18 protein-coding genes and 2 pseudogenes are annotated in these 18773 nt (G+C 65.6%); 10 read left to right on the top strand and 10 right to left on the bottom strand.

What is annotated here, in order from left to right; all coding sequences use genetic code 11:
- The first annotated feature begins 308 nt into the window (after nucleotides 1–308).
- The 4 genes from repC (at nucleotide 309) to repB (ending at nucleotide 5157) form a co-directional block, all read left to right on the top strand.
- A complete protein-coding gene (gene repC, locus G4G93_RS29805) occupies nucleotides 309–1586 on the top strand; it encodes a plasmid replication protein RepC (RefSeq protein ID WP_206290101.1) in 1278 nt (425 codons plus the stop codon).
- A gap of 240 nt (nucleotides 1587–1826) precedes the next feature.
- Nucleotides 1827–2078 carry a hypothetical protein gene (locus G4G93_RS29800; RefSeq protein ID WP_165090199.1) on the top strand — a complete coding sequence of 84 codons (252 nt, stop codon included), beginning with the start codon at nucleotides 1827–1829 and terminating at the stop codon, nucleotides 2076–2078.
- An 878-nt stretch (nucleotides 2079–2956) separates the two neighbouring features.
- A complete protein-coding gene (gene repA / locus G4G93_RS29795) occupies nucleotides 2957–4120 on the top strand; it encodes a plasmid partitioning protein RepA (RefSeq protein WP_246737111.1) in 1164 nt (387 codons plus the stop codon).
- Complete coding sequence (gene repB / locus G4G93_RS29790; RefSeq protein WP_165090196.1) at nucleotides 4117–5157, top strand: plasmid partitioning protein RepB; 1041 nt, start codon at nucleotides 4117–4119, stop codon at nucleotides 5155–5157. Before repA ends, repB begins: the two co-directional genes overlap by 4 nt.
- A 375-nt stretch (nucleotides 5158–5532) precedes the next feature.
- On the opposite strand, the gene G4G93_RS29785 is transcribed toward repB, so the two are convergent.
- Complete coding sequence (locus G4G93_RS29785; protein WP_165090194.1) at nucleotides 5533–6015, bottom strand: hypothetical protein; 483 nt, start codon at nucleotides 6013–6015, stop codon at nucleotides 5533–5535.
- A gap of 177 nt (nucleotides 6016–6192) precedes the next feature.
- Here G4G93_RS29785 and G4G93_RS29780 point away from each other — a divergent pair, with 177 nt between their 5' ends.
- The 3 genes from G4G93_RS29780 (at nucleotide 6193) to G4G93_RS29770 (ending at nucleotide 7802) form a co-directional block, all read left to right on the top strand.
- Nucleotides 6193–6552 carry a hypothetical protein gene (locus G4G93_RS29780; RefSeq protein WP_165090191.1) on the top strand — a complete coding sequence of 120 codons (360 nt, stop codon included), beginning with the start codon at nucleotides 6193–6195 and terminating at the stop codon, nucleotides 6550–6552.
- 10 nt (nucleotides 6553–6562) lie between these two features.
- Nucleotides 6563–7147, top strand: coding sequence for a hypothetical protein (locus G4G93_RS29775; RefSeq protein ID WP_246737103.1), 585 nt, complete (start codon nucleotides 6563–6565; stop codon nucleotides 7145–7147).
- Nucleotides 7148–7313: 166 nt separating this feature from the next.
- Entirely contained in the window at nucleotides 7314–7802 is a 489-nt protein-coding gene (locus tag G4G93_RS29770; protein WP_165090189.1) for a hypothetical protein, read from the top strand.
- 117 nt (nucleotides 7803–7919) lie between these two features.
- Here the strand turns inward: G4G93_RS29770 and G4G93_RS29765 are convergent, their stop codons facing one another.
- From G4G93_RS29765 to G4G93_RS29755, 3 genes are read right to left on the bottom strand one after another with little or no spacing between them, the layout of a single operon-like run.
- Nucleotides 7920–8174, bottom strand: coding sequence for a hypothetical protein (locus G4G93_RS29765; RefSeq protein WP_165090186.1), 255 nt, complete (start codon nucleotides 8172–8174; stop codon nucleotides 7920–7922).
- A 6-nt stretch (nucleotides 8175–8180) separates the two neighbouring features.
- Nucleotides 8181–8570, bottom strand: a complete 390-nt coding sequence (locus G4G93_RS29760) for a type II toxin-antitoxin system VapC family toxin (RefSeq protein WP_165090184.1) — start codon at nucleotides 8568–8570, stop codon at nucleotides 8181–8183.
- Nucleotides 8567–8779: an AbrB/MazE/SpoVT family DNA-binding domain-containing protein gene (locus tag G4G93_RS29755; protein WP_165090180.1), complete on the bottom strand. Its 213-nt coding sequence runs from the start codon at nucleotides 8777–8779 to the stop codon at nucleotides 8567–8569. Before G4G93_RS29755 ends, G4G93_RS29760 begins: the two co-directional genes overlap by 4 nt.
- 310 nt (nucleotides 8780–9089) lie before the next feature.
- Between G4G93_RS29755 and G4G93_RS29750 the strand changes: the two genes are divergently transcribed.
- Nucleotides 9090–10043, top strand: a complete 954-nt coding sequence (locus G4G93_RS29750; RefSeq protein WP_165090177.1) for a hypothetical protein — start codon at nucleotides 9090–9092, stop codon at nucleotides 10041–10043.
- Nucleotides 10044–10240: 197 nt separating this feature from the next.
- Nucleotides 10241–12787 (top strand): annotated as a pseudogene (locus G4G93_RS29745) (HWE histidine kinase domain-containing protein).
- A gap of 172 nt (nucleotides 12788–12959) precedes the next feature.
- Here the strand turns inward: G4G93_RS29745 and G4G93_RS29740 are convergent.
- The 3 genes from G4G93_RS29740 to G4G93_RS29730 are packed head-to-tail and all read right to left on the bottom strand — an operon-like array spanning nucleotide 12960 to nucleotide 14311.
- Nucleotides 12960–13634, bottom strand: coding sequence for a hypothetical protein (locus G4G93_RS29740; RefSeq protein ID WP_165090174.1), 675 nt, complete (start codon nucleotides 13632–13634; stop codon nucleotides 12960–12962).
- 4 nt (nucleotides 13635–13638) lie between these two features.
- Nucleotides 13639–14031: a type II toxin-antitoxin system VapC family toxin gene (locus tag G4G93_RS29735; protein ID WP_165090171.1), complete on the bottom strand. Its 393-nt coding sequence runs from the start codon at nucleotides 14029–14031 to the stop codon at nucleotides 13639–13641.
- A complete protein-coding gene (locus G4G93_RS29730) occupies nucleotides 14024–14311 on the bottom strand; it encodes an AbrB/MazE/SpoVT family DNA-binding domain-containing protein (protein WP_165090169.1) in 288 nt (95 codons plus the stop codon). Before G4G93_RS29730 ends, G4G93_RS29735 begins: the two co-directional genes overlap by 8 nt.
- A gap of 216 nt (nucleotides 14312–14527) precedes the next feature.
- Between G4G93_RS29730 and G4G93_RS29725 the strand changes: the two genes are divergently transcribed.
- On the top strand, nucleotides 14528–15088 hold the full coding sequence (locus tag G4G93_RS29725; RefSeq protein ID WP_165090166.1) for a recombinase family protein: 561 nt from the start codon (nucleotides 14528–14530) through the stop codon (nucleotides 15086–15088).
- A 145-nt stretch (nucleotides 15089–15233) separates the two neighbouring features.
- Here the strand turns inward: G4G93_RS29725 and G4G93_RS29720 are convergent.
- The 3 genes and pseudogenes from G4G93_RS29720 to G4G93_RS29710 all read right to left on the bottom strand — a co-directional run.
- A pseudogene (locus tag G4G93_RS29720) lies at nucleotides 15234–16439 on the bottom strand (MFS transporter); the annotation flags it as partial.
- 318 nt (nucleotides 16440–16757) lie between these two features.
- On the bottom strand, nucleotides 16758–17912 hold the full coding sequence (locus tag G4G93_RS29715; protein WP_165090161.1) for an acyl-CoA dehydrogenase family protein: 1155 nt from the start codon (nucleotides 17910–17912) through the stop codon (nucleotides 16758–16760).
- A gap of 48 nt (nucleotides 17913–17960) precedes the next feature.
- Entirely contained in the window at nucleotides 17961–18743 is a 783-nt protein-coding gene (locus G4G93_RS29710) for an IclR family transcriptional regulator (RefSeq protein ID WP_264051544.1), read from the bottom strand.
- Nucleotides 18744–18773: the final 30 nt, after the last annotated feature.

The following is an 18773-nucleotide window of genomic DNA, read 5'->3' as shown; positions in this document are numbered from 1 at the left end:
GTGGCAACCGAGATGCCAATTCACCGACTCCCTCACGGGAGCCATCGCAACCCCCGGAGAACCCGCCGCCGCAGTCAGACCCTGAAAAGCCATCGGCCCCCACCTCCTTGCCGGGAGATGAGGGCCGAGTGACCGTCATAGAATTTGTGAGGGCTTCAAAACCACTCCTCACAAGCCACAGAACGCCCCCGGGCGTCAAGCGAGAAAGCGCATTTCTCGTGACGGAGAGGCTTTGCCTGGACAGAGCCCGCTCTACGGAGCGGCTCTGAACGACGTGTTGCGGCCCGACCAAGGAGAGGATCGGGCGTATGACCAACACCAGTGGCCGCCTCGGCGAGGTGGTCAGGCGGATCACCGCGCCGTTCGGCGCGCGATCGCTCACGCCTGCGCAGCTTGTCGCGCAGGCCGACGCCAACCGCCGGCCTGCCGGTGTCGTGGCGGAGAAGTGGCGCGTGCTGCACGACCTCACCGCGGCGCGCAAGAGGCTCGGCCTCTCGGCCGCGACCCTCACCGTGCTCGAGGCCCTGCTGACGTTCCATCCCGAGACCGTGCTGGCTCCAGATCCGGACGACGTCGTCGATTTGGTGGTGTTTCCGTCGAATCGGACTCTGGCCACTCGGGCGCGCGGCCTTTCCGAGGCAGCGCTGCGCCGCCACCTCTCGGCGCTGGTCGAGGCGGGCCTCGTCATCCGGCGCGACAGCCCCAACGGCAAGCGCTACGTCCGCCGCGGCGAGGGCGGGCAGATTGAGCGCGCCTTCGGCTTCGACCTGACTCCCCTCGCCCTTCGCGCGGCCGAAATCGCCGGCATGGCGGCGGCCGTCCGGGCCGATGTTCTCGCCCAGCGTCTTGCCCGCGAGAAAGCGAGCCTGCTTCGCCGCGATTGCGCCAAGCTCCTCGATGCCCTCGATCGCGACGACGGCATCGAGCCCGCTTCGGAGCCGCCGGCCGACGAGCTGCGGGCGCAGTTCCTCGCACTCCTGGCAGCCTACCCGCGCCGGCCCGAGCCTGCCGACGTCACGGTACTCGCCGACGGCCTGGAGGTCCTCGCCCTGGCTGTGAGCGCCGCACTGACGGCTCGTGTAGAATCCAAAAAAACGAGCGGCAGTGCCGCTCAGAGCGAGCGGCACATACAGAGTTCAAACCCCGATGACCCTGTTATTGAAAAGGCATCCGGGGATGCGCAGAAGCCGCCCTCAGTCCCTGACTCAAACACCGTGCGTTCACCGGCTGCCGATTCCACGATCCGCTCGACGTATCCCCTCAGATCCGTGCTCGAGGCCTGCTCTCAGGTGCAGGATTTCTCGCCCTCCGGAATCCGATCCTGGCACGACCTGATCGAGACGGCCGATCGAATCCGGCCGATGCTCGGCATCAGCCCCATGGCCTGGAGCGACGCGCAGGATGCGATGGGCGCCGAGGCTGCCGCGATCACGCTGGCGGCCATCCTCGAGCGCCATGAGCGCATCAAGAGCCCAGGCGGCTACCTGCGGACCCTCACGGAGCGAAAACGCTCCGGCACCTACTCCCTCGGGCCCGTCCTGCAGGCCCTGCGCCGGGCGCGACTACAGCCAAGGGAGGAGTCGTGAAGCGAAGGCTGGGTATCCGGTCCGGCGGATCCAGAAACCCCTGAGATTGGACTGTATCCTGTGATTGTTCGTATGGCCCCACATGGTGACACATCGTTGCCGTCGTGCTGGCGGAGAACTCGGCGAACTTGCTTTAAAGACTGCGCGAGTTCGAGTGGCGGGTAGCCGCTGTGCCGGTAGCGGGAGAGATGGCGAGAGGCGATGATGTTGATGATTATATGGCTCCTGGGATGGCCGTGCATGATGATGGGTGCTTGGTTGATCTACATCATGCTGAAGAAAGTCGTCATACCGCACAACAAGTTCGTCTTTGAAAACTCGAATGAGCACGGCGTGGTTGCACTTCCGAATTGGGAGGAGGCGGTGAAGTTTCAGAAATCCGAGGCCAAGAAGGAGATTTTAGAGCTAGTCATTGGCTTTCCAGGCGCGATAATGCTGGCGATCGGGGTAATGATGATTGCATATCCAACTTGCAGTTATCTCTTTGGATAGTTATCCCGGATGGTCTGGAATCGGGCATCCATCATCCGCACACGCGGCAGCACTCGTGCGAGTCATGCCCAAATCGGCCGAAGCCGAACAACACCCCTCAGACGGGTTGGACCTTACCCATAGATGCCTTCCCCGAGATCGTTCTCACGTGGTCCCGCGGCTTTGCCGGCCTCTCCCCTACCGGGCTGCTCTAGGACTTCCGGAAAGGATGTGCCTTGCCGGTCGCGGCTCGCTCACGAGCGGAGCAATCCCGTCTCCAGGCCTCGTCGCTCCTGAGCGCGTCTTCCCGCGGCCGGATGCTGTCGGTTCGTCTACCTTCCATCCTCGCCATTGCCTTCGCTGCATTGCCGCCTCCCCGATCTCAGGATCGGTCCGATACCGTGGCACGGGTACGTGCCGTCCATCCAGGATGGACGGCACCCCCAATTTGCTCACGCAAATCGGCTCCCCCGTCGCCCGCTCCCGCGGTCGCTTCGCGCTCTTGGACCGCCGGCGGCGGAGAGTTCCTCGAACTCGACTCGCAATTCTAGAGACGGGTGCGAGGGATGAGGCAGAAGTCGAGTGACAGGGTGGGGGAATAGCGAAGCGCGCAAGTTGGCCATGGCCAACTTTGAAATTCTTTTTATAATCAATAGCTTGGATGTTGGCGCCACTTCATGTCGCTCCGGCAAGTATGAAGGTTTGGATGCCACGCCGTACCTTGGACAGCGCAGTCGCAAGGCGACGAAATCCATTAACCTTTAAGGTCTTGCACCGCGTCAAAAATTGTGTCTTCCTGAAACGGATCCTGCCCAGTTTGCAGGAAAAATCCGTTTTGAAAGGCAATAAGCGTGGCGATCGCCGAAGCCCGTCCCCGGTCAGCCTCGTCCGACGATCGCATGTCCGGGCATGCACGCCTTCTTTCATCGCAACTACAGACGCTTCGGCAGCAACTCTTCCCGCCTGAAGCGCACAAGGAACTGAGAAGGTTCACCTCGGGCGAGGCCGCCCGGCTCGTGGGCGTGTCCGACAGTTTCCTGCGACAGCTCTCGCTCGACGGGCTTGGCCCAATCCCGAACATGCTCAATGGTCGGCGCCTCTATACCCTCGGGCAGATCAACGAGATGCGTCGCTACCTCTCGGAGTCCCGCCCGAGGGAGTCCCGAACGTTCGTGCCCTGGCGGCGAGACGGTGAGCGGCTCCAAACGCTCGCATGTGTGAACTTCAAGGGCGGTTCAGCGAAGACGACTACGACACTTTATCTCGTGCAGTGGCTCGCCCTCCAGGGCTACCGCGTACTGGCTGTCGATCTCGATCCGCAAGCGTCGCTCAGTGCGATGTTCGGAATACAGCCAGAGTTTGATTTACGATCGGGTGATACCCTCTATGGGGCTATCCGGTACGATGAAAAGCGTCGGCCACTGCGAGAGATTGTTCGGAAAACCTATTTCGACGGCCTCGACTTAATTCCTGGCAACCTCGAACTCACAGAGTTCGAGCATGAGACACCGCGCGTGCTCTCGACCGTTCGTCGGAGCGACGGCGGCATGTTCTTCGAGCGTGTAGGCACTGCGCTCGCCACGATTCAGGACGATTACGACTTGGTCGTGATCGATTGCCCTCCGCAACTGGGCTATCTTACTCTGGGAGCTGTTTGCGCAGCCACGTCGCTCCTCATCACAGTCCATCCGCAGATGGTGGATATCGCGTCCATGTCGCAGTTCCTGCTGATGGCATCTGACCTGATGACAGTGGTGCGCAAAGCGGGTGGTGATCTTTCCCATGATTTCATCCGGTACGTCGTAACCCGGCACGAGCCGCACGATGGCCCGCAAAGTCAGATCGTTGCGCTTCTGCGCAATCTATTCGGTGAGGATGTGCTTGCGGCTTCCGTGTGGAAGTCCACTGCGATCGCAGATGCAGGACTGACCAAGCAAAGCCTGTACGAGCTCGATCGCAGTAGCGTAGGGCGGGGGACTTATGACCGTGCCGTTGAAAGCCTCGAGGCCGTGCATCGGGAGATCCTCGGTCTCGTCCATCAGGTTTGGGGGAGGACGGCGTGAAGCGGCGTGACGCAATCAAGAATCTGTACGCAACGAAGCCAGCAGAAGGCGGAGAGTTGGCCATGGCCAACTCACGTCCTGAGAGCGACCCTGGCTTAGACGAGAGAGTGCTTGCGGGGCCCGTGCGGACGATGGGGCTAGCGCTTGGACGCTTGGAGGAAGAGAGCCGAGCTCTCCACGACGCACTTGCGAGGGGCGCTTCGATCGTCGACCTCGAGCCAGACCTAGTCGATCCATCGTTCGTTCGTGACCGACTCGAGGGGACTGAGGCCGGCTTCGCGGAGTTCAAACGGCTCATCGAGGAGCGCGGCCAGGAAGTACCGATCCTCGTACGCCCACATCCCGATCGGCAGGGACGCTATCAGGTCGCCTACGGTCATCGGCGGTTGCGGGCTGCTGCTGAACTCGGACAACGCGTGCGCGCTGTCGTCCGCACGCTGAGCGACGTCGAACTCGTTGTGGCCCAGGGCGTCGAGAACTCAGCCCGGCAGGACCTCACCTATATCGAGAAGGCCTTGTTCGCACGCAGGCTGGAGGATCGAGGCTTCGAGCGTTCGGTCATCGTTGATGCTCTCTCGACCGATAAGGGGGAACTCTCGAAACTGATCTCGGTCGCTCGCGCAGTTCCTGAACCGATCGTGCAGGCGGTCGGACCTGCTCCCAAGGCGGGTCGCCGCCGCTGGTTAGCCCTTGCCGAACTCCTGGAGAATGCCGGAAGCGTGAAGGTCGTGGAGCGAGTTGTCAGGGAGGAAGCTTTCGCGGCGTTGGACAGCGATGCTCGGTTCCTGCGGGTGTTTGCAGCAGCAACGCCGCGGACGGAGTCTGATCCAAGATCCACGGCGTGGAGAGGGCAGGGGGGGAATGCAACGGCCCGCATCTCGCGGAGCGGTGCAACTGTCACGCTCGCTATCAACCGCGATCCCGCATTTGGGGAGTTCGTGGCCTCGCAGCTTGACGAGCTGTATGCGTCCTTCCGTGATAGAGGCGCAGGCTCCGATCCCGGACAAGCCGGTGCCGAAAATGCTTCTCAAAGCTGAGCGTTCGCCGTCGAGCGGGAAAGGGCAGTGAAAGGGCAGTGAGAGGCGGCCAAGCTCAACGTCGCGGTCCGTCTCTCCTAAGGCCGCACCGCCTCCAGCAGCCTCCGGTAAGGCCAATTTGTCGATCTGTCAGCCTGACATAAGGGGTCGAAGTTTGAAATAACACCGTTCTCTATCGCAGAACGGAAAGATCGAAGACGGAGCATGAGGGCGCGTCCCTGCGGGACCGCGCTCTACTCGCCGCCTAGGGCGCCTCCCCGAACCCACTGCGCGGTTTCGGCCCTGACGGGTTACGATCGCCTCGCGCGAGCCCGCGGATAGGGGAGGGCGGTCGAGCCTGCCGATCCCCGAAAATAGGGAGGCGCGGGTGGTGCCTCAGCGGTACAGCCCCTCTTCCTGAAGCTGGGAGAGAAGCTGGCGGGCCTGCTCCTGGGCCGAGGCGTCGCGCTTCTGCTCCTCGAACCCGTGCGCGAACATCGGCAGCAGCCGGCTCGTCGCCCGATCCATCGCCGAACCCTGCCACAGGATCAGCACCTCGCGGTCGGTCAGTTCCTTCAGGACGTACCAGAGCGTCAGCATCACGCTCAGCGCCGGCCGATCCTTCCAGTCGACGATCACGCCCCGCGCAATCCGCTCGACCCGCCGCAGCAGAGCGCCCTTCTTCCTCTCGGAAACGTCCTCCAGCGGCTCGAAGCAGGCCGCCCTCAGGTCAAAGCGCATCGCCGCGATGTCGGCCTCGGCCCGAGCGGCCAGGGCCGGGTCGGCCGGGACGAACACGCCCGGCGCCGAGGTCAGCGCGTAGAGGAGGTAGGCCGGGATCGCGAGCTCGACGCGCTGGCGATCGGTCAGATTTGGCATCACGGCATCATCTGGCTGAAGGGGCACGTCGCAGGGGGCGCCGATCCGGTGCCCTTGCTGTAGCGCTCCAAAGCGCACCGGAGCCAGGGTGGGCCTGGCCTGGATGACGGCTCCCAGGACCGGAGAGAGGCTCCGATCCGGGCCGGCGAGGAACCTTCCCTCTCGGGAGACGATCCGATGCTCATCCAGCCTATCATCACCTCCGCCACGTCCGACGCCCAGCACGAGGAGGCCGAGCGTGTCGGCCTGCCCTGCTTCGTGCGCGGGTTCGAGGGTTGGCTCGCGACCACCGAGGCGTTCCAGGATCAGGACGATATCGACGGCGCCGCGCTCGCCTCCGGCATCGCCGCGATCCGCGCCCGGGCCGAGGCCGGTTTCGACGCCGGCATCTACCTCGACCTGCAAGGCTCCCGCAGCCCCGGCGGCCTCCCGATCTGGGAGGAGGTCCTGCTGGCGGCGCTCGCGACGCATATCGGCCTCGCCGGCGACGTCGACCCGGGCGAGCTGGAGACCGCCCGCCGCATCGGCCTCGCGTGAGGGCTGCGCCATGCCGAGACGATCCAGGAAGTCCCACCACGTTCGCCAGGACGTGACGCGGCTGCCGGCCGGCAGCGACGCCCGCTGGCGGGCCGAGTACCGCCAGGCGCAGTACGAGCGTGCCCTGATCGGCATCCAGCCCGACCTGCTCGGCGGGCCGGCGATCGAGGTGTTCCGCGCCTCCCCCAAGCAGCCGGCGCCGCAGGCCTGGACGCCCGACTACGAGGTGGAGTTGTTCCACGACTTAAGCCCCGAGGAACAGGCGCGGCGCCTCGCGGCCGACCCCCGGACGCCCTTCGCCCGCACCACGCGGGCGAGCCTCACCGCCGAGGAGATCGCCGCTCTCGTCGCCAGCGCCGCCAACTGGCTGCGCGTGGGCCAGCCGGTGCGGATCACCGGGGCGCCCCTGACCCTGGACGGCAGCGCGGAGCGGCGCGTCGGCCGCACGGGCGTGATCTGGCGCCTGTGCAGCGCCGTCTTCGCCGACCACGTCTACGTCAATCTCCGCCTGATCGGCGCCGAGCGCTCGGAGAAGGTCGCGTTCGTCGAGCTGCGCGACGTCGCGCCGATCGAGCGGCCCACAGAGCCGAGGTGAGGCCGCGATCGCCGCGGCGGAGCGTATCGTGGGAGCGGTCCGCGCCATGACGGACCTGTCGTCGGGACCGGAACCGCGCGAACTGGCAGTCCGGCTTCTCGTTGGGACCGAGGGATGAGCTGCCGCAAGGAGGCACCACAACCCGACGCCGCCGAAGGATCGCCCGATGATCGACCCCATCGCACCCCTCACATCCTGGATGCCGATCGTCTGGTACGGCGGCTTCCTCCCCGGGCTGCCGGACCTCTGCCTCGGGCGTTGGCCGCCCGATATCGCCGCGGAGACACCCTGGAAGCTCTGGGCCGTCGAGACCCCGGCGGAACGCGAGGCTCTGCTCGCGGCCCTGGCCCGGCCCGTGCCGCGCCGGGCCGGTGCCTTCGACTTCTCCGCAGGCCCGGACGCCGCCGTGAGCCGGCCGGGCAGCGGCGGCGACCCGGTCCTGGCGCTCTACGAGCCACCAGCGCCTGGCTGGCCCTGGATCACCCTCGGCCGCTGGCCGCGGGAGATCGGTCGTCAGGTCGGGGCTCATCGGGACGTCTACACCTGGGACCCCGATGTGACCGAGGCCGCAGCCCACGATCGGATCGCCCAGGGGATCGGCGATGGCTTGGCGCGCGCCGACCTCTACAGCAGGCCGCCCGCCGGGACCGCATGATGGGAGAGGATGTCGGCCCGGGCGGGCTGAGGAGCGCCCGCTGCCTCGTGCGGCCCAAGGGCGGCCCTACGTCGTCGCGGAGATGGTCGAGCCGTGGGCGATGTCGGGCGAGAGCAGCTACGGCAGGCGTTCGCTCGCGATGGCGAGGGCGTGTTCCGCGTCCTTCATATCAGCCTCGGCCACCAGCACTGCCCGCTCGGCCGCGCCGTAGGCATTCATCAGATCGACGGGGAGGCCGATGCCGTCCGTCGCCTCGACGGTCGCAATTTGGCGGGCGAGGACATCGCGGCGCTCGTAAGCCTCAGCCAGAAGCCGGCGGGCTGCGTGCAGTCGTTCATGAAGCGGTGAGAAATCGTCATTGTCGCCAGTCATGGTCGTTCACCGGATCAATTCAATCCTAACACCAGCAACACTCGCAATCTCCGGCCAGCGCCGCTCGGCAGTCAGCGCTGGCACGCCTTCACGGTTTGCCAGTGCCAAGCAATAGCGGTCCCCCAATGACAGTCCGCCTTCGAGAGTGACTGAACGCAATAGGCCAGCGTCATAGGACAACATCGTGTCGACCGGGATCAACTGGATTGGCAGAGGCCGAAGCAGTGCCTCGATATCGTGGCGCTCGGCGCCGAGCTTTGCGTAGTGACTCACCACTTCGGCCAGGTTGACGGCCGTCATGACGCACTGGTCGAGCACATCTTTGACCTTGTCGGCTCCAGGCTCTTCAAGCAGAAGTGCTAGGAGTGCAGACGCATCCAAGACGAAACGTGTCATTCGCCTCGAGCCTCACGGGCCCGGTCAGCCAGGAAGTCCTCGACGGTGGCGCCAGCTTTGCCGGCGATCAGCTTGCGGCTCAGTGCCTGTGCCCGCGCCACCACCTGATCGAGCGTCCGGAGCACGATGGCGTCCCCGGTATCCTCGACGATGACTTCGCCGCCGTTGCCGAGCCCGTGCCGTTTCCGGAGATCGGCTGGCAGGCTCATCCGCCCGTCCGGCATCACTTTAGCTTTCATGGGGCATATCCATCGTTCGCCACAGAAAGTCATATACGCCATGTGAAGCCGAGATAGCCATAAAATGCGGAGACGGTGGCCATATGGATCCACGGCGCTCCTTCGCAGGCACGGTGTCGTCCTCACTGTTGCAAAGCGTACCTTTTCCCGCCGCTGAATGAGATATGCGCCATGACGGATGGCGCATACAGGCGCCACGGGCTCCTCTAGACTCAGCCTTGGCCAGGCCTGCGAGACGTCGGCCGTGATCGGAGAGGCTCCGATCGAAGGGGCGACCTCCATGATGACGACGATCGGCGGCTTCGCCATCACGGCCCTCCCGGACGGCGCCCTCGTGCAACTCTCCGACGCCGATCCGACGATGCTGCCCCGGTTCAAGCAGACCTTCCCAAGGGCCCGCTTCCGCCTCGCAACGAGATCGTGGCACGTCCCGGGCGTGCTCGCGGTCAACCGGGTGACCCGGTTCGCGGAAGCCGTCGCGCAGGAACAGCGCGAGGTGCAGGCCAGGATCGAGCGGATCCTGCGCGATGCCGAGTTCGAGGGGCACGCGATCCCCCTCGACACTCCCGGCCTCGAGGGACGCTCGTACCTCGCCGCGCTCGCCCACAACGGCCAGCAGCTCTCGACGCGCCACATCCTCGTGAGCGTGAGGGACGACCATGTGAGGGTCGGCTTTGCCTACAACGAGGAAGCGGTGGCTCTCGTCCGCACGGTCCCGGGCGCTCGCTTCCTGCCGGATCTGAAGGCGTGGTCCGTTTCCCTCGCGAACGTCCGTGCCCTGCACGGCGTGGTCGACCGGATGGAGGAATCCCTCGCGAGGGCGGCCGCGGCCGCGGCACGGGAGCGGGGCGTTGACGAGGAGGCTCGCGAGGCGGCCGCGCGGGCGCGCCGGGCCGGCCGGGTCTTGATGCTGCTCGCCCTCCGGCCGGTCTCCGGATCATTGGTGCGGATCGGCGCCGAAGCCCGCGTGATCGATGGTTTCGGCCGCACGTTTCTCCTCGACCCGAAGACCGCGAGCGTGTGGGGCCCCCACCTCCACGGGCAGGAGGGGCGGCCCTGCTGCTACGCCTACACCCGCGCGGCCTCGCCCAGGGAAGCCGCAGTCCTCAAGACGCAGGAGGCTGCCCACGAAGCCGTGAGGGCCCGCCTGCAACTCCTTGGCCGAGCCAGGCTGGCCGGGCGTGGACAGGCCGCGGCTCACCTTCACCCGTCGGCCCACCGACACCGGAGTTGAGGCTGGCGACGGCTCGACCTCGCCGCACCACCAGCTCGTGGCGTTCGCCTCGGGATCCACCTCACCCGGTGAACCGAGATGACGGAGACCGGCGCGGGGCGTAGAACGGGGATGGGGACGTCGGCGGCAAGTGCCTCGCCCGGCGGAACCTTTTCAAGCGGTCGCGCATCCAGCCGGTCGTTCACGGGCGGCAGGCCATGATCTCTGGACCACGCGTCGACCTCACCAATTGCGATCGGGAACCGATCCAGATCCCGGGAAGCATCCAGCCCCACGGCGGCCTGCTCGCCTGCGACACCGCGGCGAACGTCGTGCTCCGCCATTCCGCGAACGCGCCGGCCATGCTCGGGATGGCCGGCAACCCGAACGGCCTGCGGCTGGAGGCGGTCCTCGGGGACGAGGCCGCCCATGCCGTCCGGAACGCTCTGGCCCGCGCGAAGGAGGCGTCCCGGCCGGCGCTGACGTTCGGCCTGACGCTTCCGTCCGGACGAGCGTTCGACGTCGCCGCCCACCGCTTCAAGGGCACGGTCGTCGTCGAGTTCGAGCCGGCCGGCGACAACGTCGCCGAACCCCTCGAACTCGCGCGCACGGTCGTCGCCCACGTCCGGGACGTCGACAGGACGGACCGGCTGTTTCGCGACACCGCACGGCTCGTCCGGGCCATGCTCGGCTACGACCGGGTGATGATCTACCAGCTCGGCGCGGACGGCGCCGGCAAGGTGATCGCCGAGGCCAAGCGCGGCGACCTCGAAAGCTTCATGGGGCAGAATTTCCCCGGCTCCGACATCCCGCAGCAGGCGCGGGCCCTCTACCTGCGCAACCCGATCCGCGTCATCTCCGACGCCGACTTCAAGACCGTTCCGATCGAGCCGGTCCTCGACCTGTCGGGCGAGCCCCTCGACCTGTCTCACGCGCACCTGCGCAGCGTCTCGCCGATCCATTGCGAGTACCTGCGCAACATGGGCGTCGGCGCCTCGATGTCGATCTCGATCATCGTCGGCGGCGCTCTGTGGGGACTGATCGCCTGCCACCACTACGCGCCGCGGACCCTGACGCTGGGCCAGCGGGTCGCCGCCGAGATGTTCGGCGAGTTCTTCTCGCTGCACATCGAGACCATGCGCGCGAGGCAGACGCTGGAGGCCGCGACCCGCGCGCGCCAGTTCCTCGACGACCTGCTGAGGGACGCGAACCGGTCCGCCGACGTCGAGGAGCTGCTCCGTTCCCGCATGACCGTCTTCAAGGCGCTGATCCCCTGCGACGGCATCGGCATGTCGCTCGGGGGGCGGTGGTCCTCGGAGGGCACCACGCCACCCAAGCCCGCTCTCCCGGCCCTGCTGCGCTTCGCCGAGGGGGTGGCGGAAGGCCGGACCTGGGCCTCCAACCGGCTGTCGGCCGCGCATGCGCCCGCGCAGGACTACGCCGGCGACGTCTCCGGCGCGCTGGTCATCCCGATGTCGCAGCGCCCGCAGGACTATCTGATGCTGTTCCGCAGGGAGGTGGTCGAGACCCTCGAATGGGCCGGCGACCCGAACAAGAGCTACGAGAGCGGCCCGTTCGGCGATCGCCTGACCCCACGCAAGAGCTTCGCCGTCTGGAAGGAGACGGTCCACTGCCAGTCGCAGCCCTGGACCGAGCAGGACCGGCAGTTCGGCGAGGCCATCCGCGCCGCCGTGGTCGAGGTCGTGCTCCACAACAGCGAGCTGCTGGCCGACGAGCGGTCGAAGGCGGACGTCCGCCAGCGCATGCTCAACGAGGAGCTCAACCATCGGGTCAAGAACATCCTCGCGCTGATCGGGGCCCTCGTCGCCCACCCGACCGAGGAAGGCCAGAGCCTCGCAGGCTACGTCGCGACGCTGAAGGGCCGGATCCAGGCGCTGTCCCTGGCGCACGACTAGGTCGTGCGGGGCGACGGTGGCGGCAGTCTCGCCGCGCTCCTCGACGCGGAACTGACCCCCTACCGCACCGCCGCCGATGCCATCGAGACGGCGGGGCCTTCCCTCGTGCTCGACGCGCGGGCCTACTCCGTCATGGCCCTGGTGTTGCACGAACTGGCGACGAACGCCGCCAAGTACGGCGCGCTGTCCCGCCCGGGCGGCAAGCTCGCGGTCGCCTGGACGATCGATGCCGGCGGCACCTGCGACATCACCTGGCGCGAGAGCGGCGGTCCGGAGGTCCGTCCCCCGAGCCGCAGCGGCTTCGGGTCCGTTCTGATCGACCGCAGCATCCCCTACGATCTCGGCGGATCGAGCGCCGTCGAGTACCGGCCCGAGGGGCTGCGGGGCCACTTCAGGATCCCGGCAAGGTATCTGACGGTGTCCAAAGCCAGGGACGTCGCGCGGCCCGTACCGTCCGTTCTCCCTCCCGCTCTCGACGTCGAAGACTTGGCCGAGCTGTGCGTGATGATCCTCGAGGACCAACTCGTCATCGCGGTCGGCCTCGAACAGATCCTGGCCAACGCCCGGATCGAGCACGTCGTCACGGCAGGCTCCGAGTCGGAAGCGTTGAAGCTTCTCGCTGCCCGGACGCCGGATGTCGCGGTGCTGGACATCAACCTCGGGGTGGGAACGTCGATCGCCGTCGCGGAGGAGCTGCGGCGGCGCAACGTCCCGTTCCTGTTCGCGACCGGCTATGGCGACAGCGCCAACATCCCTGCCCAACTGAAGGACGTGCCGGTGGTCCGCAAGCCGTACGAGGCTGCCTCGATCCTGGCGAGTCTGCAGGCCCTCGTTCAGCGCTCATCCTGACCGACCGAGAGAGGAGCGCTCCGAGACGCCATCGCCGCGTGGGCCAGCCGGCCGCGCCGCCGGTCGACCGAGCCGGAACTCCTCTGGGGACCGCTGCGGCTACCACCTTGACCAGGACTCAAGGCCCGTGCGCCGCTCACCAGTCGGAACGCGGCGACACGCTCTCGGGATTTCAGGCGAAGGGCTTCCAGTTGGTCTCCTGCGTGACGTCGAGGACCGAGCCGGCCGGGGTGATCCGGAGCCGGGTCGGCGGGTCGCCGGCGAGCAGCCCGCGCTTCACGAGGCCGCGGCAGATCCCGAGGACCACGAGGTAGTCGAGCGGGCACACGCCCCAGGGGGCATGGAAATCGAACGCCTCCTCGGGATGCTGCTGGCCGTAGGCCACCAGGCGCAGCGCCGACAGGGAGAGCGGCTTGGGCTCCATGCTCCGCGGCCGTGTCGGCGGCTCGCCCCGCAGGAGGCGGGCCACCTTCCGGCCGTCGGTCGTCAGCCGCACCATGAGGGACCGGATCGCCCGGCGGCTGCGCGTGTCGATCAGGCCGGTATGCTCGTGTCGCGTGGTCAGCAGGCCGCGCTCGGCCAGCGCCGCCCATGTGGCGCCGGTCCCCTGGCTGACCATGCCGGACTGCGTCAGCTTGGCCCGCAGCAGGCGGGATCCTGGCCCATCGAGCCACTTGTGACCGACAGGCCCGTACTCGATCCAGCGCCAGCGCCGGGCCGGAGGACCGCCCGGCCCGCGATGCGTCGCCTCGCGGGCCTGATCCTCGTCGTAGGTGGCGAGCAGATAGGCCCGCTGCCGCTCGTTGAGCCCTGCGGCGATCACCACGAGGGCCGCGGCGCCCGCCATCGGTTCAGCGCAGCAGCTCGATCGTGACGCCGACGACGGCACCGTCCACCCGCGACCAAGCCCGATCGGTCGTGAACGCAGGGGCATCGAGCTGTCCCGCCACCGCCAGGCAGGCGCGATCGCCGAGCGAGAGGCCGGCCGCCCGGGTGAGCGTCCGCAGGCGCGCGGTCTCGCGCGCATGAGCCATCTCGAAGGGCAGGATCGTGAGCTGCAGCCCCTCGAAGATCGCGTCGACGGTATCCTCCGGCATCCCGAGATCGACGAGCTTGGTCATCACCTCCGCGGCGTTGACCGCGGAGATCCGCGCGCCGGGCAGGTGGGCCGCCACGCGATCGGCACCCGGCTCGTCGAATATGACGGCCAGCACCGCCGAGGCATCCAGAACCGGATCAGTCATGCCCGGCATCCGCTTCCCCGCCCTCCTCACGGGCCGCTTCAGCCCGACGCTCCGCGAGGAATTCGTCGACTACGGACGCTCGTCCTTGGGCAAATGGAGCAGCCAGGGCGCGAATGCGTCTGAGGGCTTGGTCGGCCGTCGTGATACGGATGCCATCCTCATCCTGAGTGAGGATCACACGCCCCGGTCCGGTCAGTCCTAGGCCGCGACGCATCTCGGCAGGGAGGTTCATCCTTCCATTCTCGGCCACCTGTACGGTTCGGCGAATTAGCTCTGCCATCAGCGTTAGCCCTGCCACCTATCCAGGGAGTAAGAATGCATCTCTCCCTAAGCGGCATTCTCGCATCAAGGCGCAGTTATGTCACGGTCTGAATGGAGCAGATGGGTATACCCAAAAGAGTCGTGACCTTGAGACGCAAAACGGCGTCTTATTAGGGTTGTTTTTGGGGTTTTGCGACGCTAAGCATGCAGGGTCTAGATCCATCCGGGACGCTTCATGGCTCGTATCGGCTACGCACGCGTCTCCACCACTGATCAGGACCTCACGATCCAGCTCGACGCCCTCAAGGCGGCCGGGTGCGACCCGATCCGGGCGGAGAAAGTCTCCGGCACCTCGACCACCGGCCGGACCGAGTTGTCGATCGTGCTGGATTTCATCGGCAAGGGCGACACCCTCGTCGTCACCCGCATCGATCGGCTCGCCCGCTCCATCGGCGACCTCCAGGACATCGTGCGCACCCTGAAGGCCAAAGGCGCCCGCCTGCAGGCCACCGAGCAGCCGATCGACACCGGCACGGCCACCGGCAAGGCCTTCCTCGACATGCTCGGGGTCTTCGCCGAGTTCGAGACCAACCTGCGGCGCGAACGCCAGATGGAAGGGATCGCCAAGGCCAAGGCCGCCGGCGTCTACAAGGGCCGGACCCCCTCGATCAATCCCGCCGAGGTATGTGCCCTGAAGGCCGAGGGCTTGGGGCCTGCCGAGATCGCACGGAAGCTCAGCATAGCCCGGGCCAGCGTCTATCGTGCACTCAGAACATCCCAGTCAGGGCTGACATAGATCTAATAGCTTGCCCTATGTATGGCAAGAATGCAGCTTTCGGTTCTTCTTGCGATGCGGACGGGCAATGTTGGTGTCGACGCCTTGAGCGGCGCACCATCATTGTCCGTCCGACTTGAGCCGTTTCTGCCGAGTGCTAACCCACTTATTGGGTCTTCGGATCGAACTGCTTCTCGCGAATGAAGAGGGCGGGGATCAGTCCGCAGACGAGATACGCAGCCCCCATGACCAGGAACCCGAAGCCGATCGAGAACTGGCTCGCGAGAAACCCGATGACGATCGGGGCGAGGGCCGCGCCGATCCGGCCGAGGTTGTAGGCACCGCCCACCGCCGTTCCGCGATAGCGGGCTTGGAAACTCTCGGCCATATAGGTCGCGTTGACACCGTAGGGGACACCATAGAGGAAGCCGAACACCACCAGCATCCAGAGAATGTTGTCTGGAGTGTGCCAGAGCACGATCACGGGAAGAAAGACGGCGGTCCCGAGAGCACCGAGGGCAAAAACAGCACGACGGCCGAGTTTGTCCGCCGCCACGCCGGCGACGATCTTACCCAGGATCATCGCCGTGTAGCTGCCGACGAGATAGGACGTCACTGAACTGAACTTCATGTTCATCTCTGTCTGCAGGTAGGCCGGAAGCCAATTGTTGACCCCATAATAACCGAACTGGAGCAATCCGGCCGTGGCCGCCCAGAACAGGAACATGCTTCGGGTGCGCGGGTCGCCGAAGACAGCCTTGAACGCGCTCTCGCTAGGCTGGGCCTGCGTCTCCACGGTGCCGGCCGTCTCTAGCCGTTCAGCCTTGGCCTTCACCCAACTCTCCGGCTCCGGGACAAGTTTGCGCATGAAAAGCGACAGGATGACGGGAATGATCGCGATGAAGAACAGCCACCGCCAGCCGTGGATGGGCAGGATCCAGCCAGCCAGCAAGGTTGCCACGACATAGCCGACAGACCACCCAGCCTGCAGGGTGCCGAGCACGGTCGTCCGGTACTTGGTCGGTACGTATTCCGCCATCAGCGTGTTGCAGGCTACGTAGAGTGCCCCAAGTCCGAGGGAGGACCCGAACCTTACGACGGCGAACTGCAGGTAGCTTTGCGTGAAGCCGAGCAGGGCGGTGCCGACCGAGAACAGCATGATCGTCCACGCGACGGTCCGGACCCGGCCGAAGCGATCGCACGCCCAGCCGCCATAGATGCCGCCGAGCGCCATGCCGGCGAGGGTGACGCTGCCGAGGCTGCCGGCTTCCACGCTGGTGAGCCCGAACTCGGCCTTGATGCTCGTCAAGGCGTAGGCCAGCAGCATCAGATCGGCGCCATCGATCAACAGCGCGAGAAAACAGAAGACGAAGGCGTACATCCATGTCCTGTCACGCGCGATCTCATCCTTTGCGCGTGCGCTCCCGGCAGTAGTCGTTTGCATCGATATCCTCCCCTTGCATTGATGGTTGCGTTCTGTCTGCAGCGGACATAGGTCTTCCTTCGGACGCACAGTGCGGGTCCGCTACAGCCATTCTCAAATCGAGTTCTGTGATGGGTTGGGAGGCAGCCGCAAAATCCCGACCTGCCCGCCTCCGCTTCTCTGTCGTGTGCGCCTCAGTCGAGGCGTGTCGCACGACGCAGGATCTACAGCCGAACGTGATCGTTCACGCCGTGCTCCGGCATTGTCTTAACTCGTGATCTCTCGGATCATGTTGCGGGCGATGATGATTTGCTGGATTTGTGTCGTTCCTTCATAGATCCGGAACAGCCGGACATCCCGATAGAATCGCTCGATCGAATAGTCGCTCACGTAGCCGGCGCCGCCATGGATCTGAACGCAGCGATCGGCGACACGTCCGCACATCTCAGACGCGAACATCTTCGCGCACGAGGCCTCCGTGCCGACATCGAGGCCTTCGTCGCGGCGTCGCGCCGCATCGCGGACCATGCATTTGGCGGCGTAAATCTCAGCCTTGCTGTCCGCCAGCATCGCCTGGATCAACTGGAACTCGGAGATCGGTTTCCTGAATTGTCGGCGTTCGGTGGCATAGAGCAGGGCATCGGCAAGCATCCGTTCGGCTGCAGCCACGCTCAACGCTGCGATGTGCAGCCGCCCCTTGTCGAGGACCTTCATGGCAGTCTTGAAGCCGATCCCTTCGACGCCCCCGATCAAGTTGCCGACCGGTACGGCGACGTCGTCGAAGATAACGTCGCTGGTGAGGGCGCCCTTCTGCCCCATCTTGCGATCGGCCTTGCCGACGGAGAGGCCAGGACTGTGGCGATCCACGATGAAAGCGCTGATGCCCGCGGCGCCCGCAATCGCCGGCGTCGTCCGAGCCATCACCGTGAACAGGTCGGCGACCGGCGCGTTCGTGATGAAACGCTTCGTGCCGTTCAGAACATAGACGTCGCCGTCGCGGACTGCGGTGCACCTCAGAGAGGCGGCGTCAGAGCCGGAATCGGGCTCGGTTAGGCAGAAAGAACTGAGCAAGTCCCCGTTCGCGAGCCGAGGAAGATAGACATCTTTCTGGGCATCCGTGCCGTCGATCAAGATGCCGAGCGAACCGATCCCGTTATTCGTTCCGATGTATGACCGATAGGCCGGGGAGGCGCGGCCGAGTTCGAACACGACCTCCACCTCCTCTTCCATCGTCAGACCGAGACCGCCATACATCTCCGGAATGGTCAGCCCGAAGAAGCCCAGAGATTTCATCTGCTCGATGATGTCTTCAGGAATGGCGTCGTGTTCCGCGACTTCTTCCTCGCGTGGGATCAGGACCTCCGTCACGAACTGACGGACGGAATTCGTGATCATCTCCAGTGTGTTTTGATCCCTGATCATACGCCTTTCCTCTTCGATTGTCTCTCGAGCGATGGTTTGAGAACTCCGTCACCCTATCGATGAAGGGACAGCGGAGCTGATGTTGCGAACCATTCCGACCAAGCGCGCGCCGATATCGTCTTCGAGCTTCTCGCGTGAAAGCTGAAAACTCGGGCCGCCACAGTTGAAGGCCAAGAGACCATATTGGCTATGGACCAAAGGCACCGCGACCGCATTCACATCCTTGTGCCACTCCCCGATCGACAGGCAGTAGCCGTAGTCCTCATAGTCACGCAGTGCCCGGTCCAAGCCCTTCCGCACGGTTGGCCATCCATCCGGATCGCGTCGGCGGACATGATCGAGCAGGAAATCCCGCTCGCTCTCGGGCATCGCGGCCAGACAGGCGCGACCCAGTGCGCTCTGCGGCAACGGCACGCCGCTCCCGATCTGACGGCGCATCGTCATGTTGCCCTGTCCCTGCACGACGTCGACGTAGATCATCTGCAACCGGTCGCGCGCGGCCATGGCGACGGCAGCCTTCGCGTGCTCGGCAAGTTCCATCATCAGTGGCGCCGCGACGGATCGGATCACAAGATTGGACAGCATTGAGTAGCCGAAGCCGAGGACGCCGATGTCCAGCTGATACCGTCCGGTGCGGGCGTCTTGCCGGAGATAGCCGAGCCGCAGAAGAGTGTATGTCAACCGCGAGACGGTCGGCTTCGGAAGCCCGGTCAGAGCCGCGATATCCTGATTGCCGAGTGCATTTTCCTTCGGCGTGAAGCAGCGCAGAATCTCGAGACCTCTGCCGAGGGCGGTCACGAACTGCCGATCCTCCTCCCATTTCGCCTCCATCGGACCGAGGACAGCCGGTATCGCATCGGT

Source organism: Methylobacterium sp. DB0501, from assembly GCF_011043735.1.
GTDB classification, from domain to species: domain Bacteria; phylum Pseudomonadota; class Alphaproteobacteria; order Rhizobiales; family Beijerinckiaceae; genus Methylobacterium; species Methylobacterium alsaeris.
The sequence above is the reverse complement of the archived record's forward strand: the minus strand, read 5'-3'. Positions and strand labels throughout refer to the sequence as shown.

Bases quoted from the DNA above. Each gene is read 5' to 3' on its own strand.
- G4G93_RS29730 (WP_165090169.1), bottom strand. From the start codon at position 14,311: ATGGCAGAGCTAATTCGCCGAACCGTACAGGTGGCCGAGAATGGAAGG.
- G4G93_RS29715 (WP_165090161.1), bottom strand. From the start codon at position 17,912: ATGATCAGGGATCAAAACACACTGGAGATGATCACGAATTCCGTCCGT.
- G4G93_RS29740 (WP_165090174.1), bottom strand. From the start codon at position 13,634: ATGGCGGGCGCCGCGGCCCTCGTGGTGATCGCCGCAGGGCTCAACGAG.
- G4G93_RS29760 (WP_165090184.1), bottom strand. From the start codon at position 8,570: ATGACACGTTTCGTCTTGGATGCGTCTGCACTCCTAGCACTTCTGCTT.
- G4G93_RS29780 (WP_165090191.1), top strand. From the start codon at position 6,193: ATGCTCATCCAGCCTATCATCACCTCCGCCACGTCCGACGCCCAGCAC.
- G4G93_RS29725 (WP_165090166.1), top strand. From the start codon at position 14,528: ATGGCTCGTATCGGCTACGCACGCGTCTCCACCACTGATCAGGACCTC.
- G4G93_RS29735 (WP_165090171.1), bottom strand. From the start codon at position 14,031: ATGACTGATCCGGTTCTGGATGCCTCGGCGGTGCTGGCCGTCATATTC.
- G4G93_RS29785 (WP_165090194.1), bottom strand. From the start codon at position 6,015: ATGCCAAATCTGACCGATCGCCAGCGCGTCGAGCTCGCGATCCCGGCC.
- G4G93_RS29755 (WP_165090180.1), bottom strand. From the start codon at position 8,779: ATGAGCCTGCCAGCCGATCTCCGGAAACGGCACGGGCTCGGCAACGGC.
- G4G93_RS29750 (WP_165090177.1), top strand. From the start codon at position 9,090: ATGATGACGACGATCGGCGGCTTCGCCATCACGGCCCTCCCGGACGGC.
- G4G93_RS29775 (WP_246737103.1), top strand. From the start codon at position 6,563: ATGCCGAGACGATCCAGGAAGTCCCACCACGTTCGCCAGGACGTGACG.
- repC (WP_206290101.1), top strand. From the start codon at position 309: ATGACCAACACCAGTGGCCGCCTCGGCGAGGTGGTCAGGCGGATCACC.
- G4G93_RS29710 (WP_264051544.1), bottom strand. From the start codon at position 18,743: ATGGAGGCGAAATGGGAGGAGGATCGGCAGTTCGTGACCGCCCTCGGC.
- repA (WP_246737111.1), top strand. From the start codon at position 2,957: ATGTCCGGGCATGCACGCCTTCTTTCATCGCAACTACAGACGCTTCGG.
- G4G93_RS29770 (WP_165090189.1), top strand. From the start codon at position 7,314: ATGATCGACCCCATCGCACCCCTCACATCCTGGATGCCGATCGTCTGG.
- G4G93_RS29765 (WP_165090186.1), bottom strand. From the start codon at position 8,174: ATGACTGGCGACAATGACGATTTCTCACCGCTTCATGAACGACTGCAC.
- G4G93_RS29800 (WP_165090199.1), top strand. From the start codon at position 1,827: ATGATGATGGGTGCTTGGTTGATCTACATCATGCTGAAGAAAGTCGTC.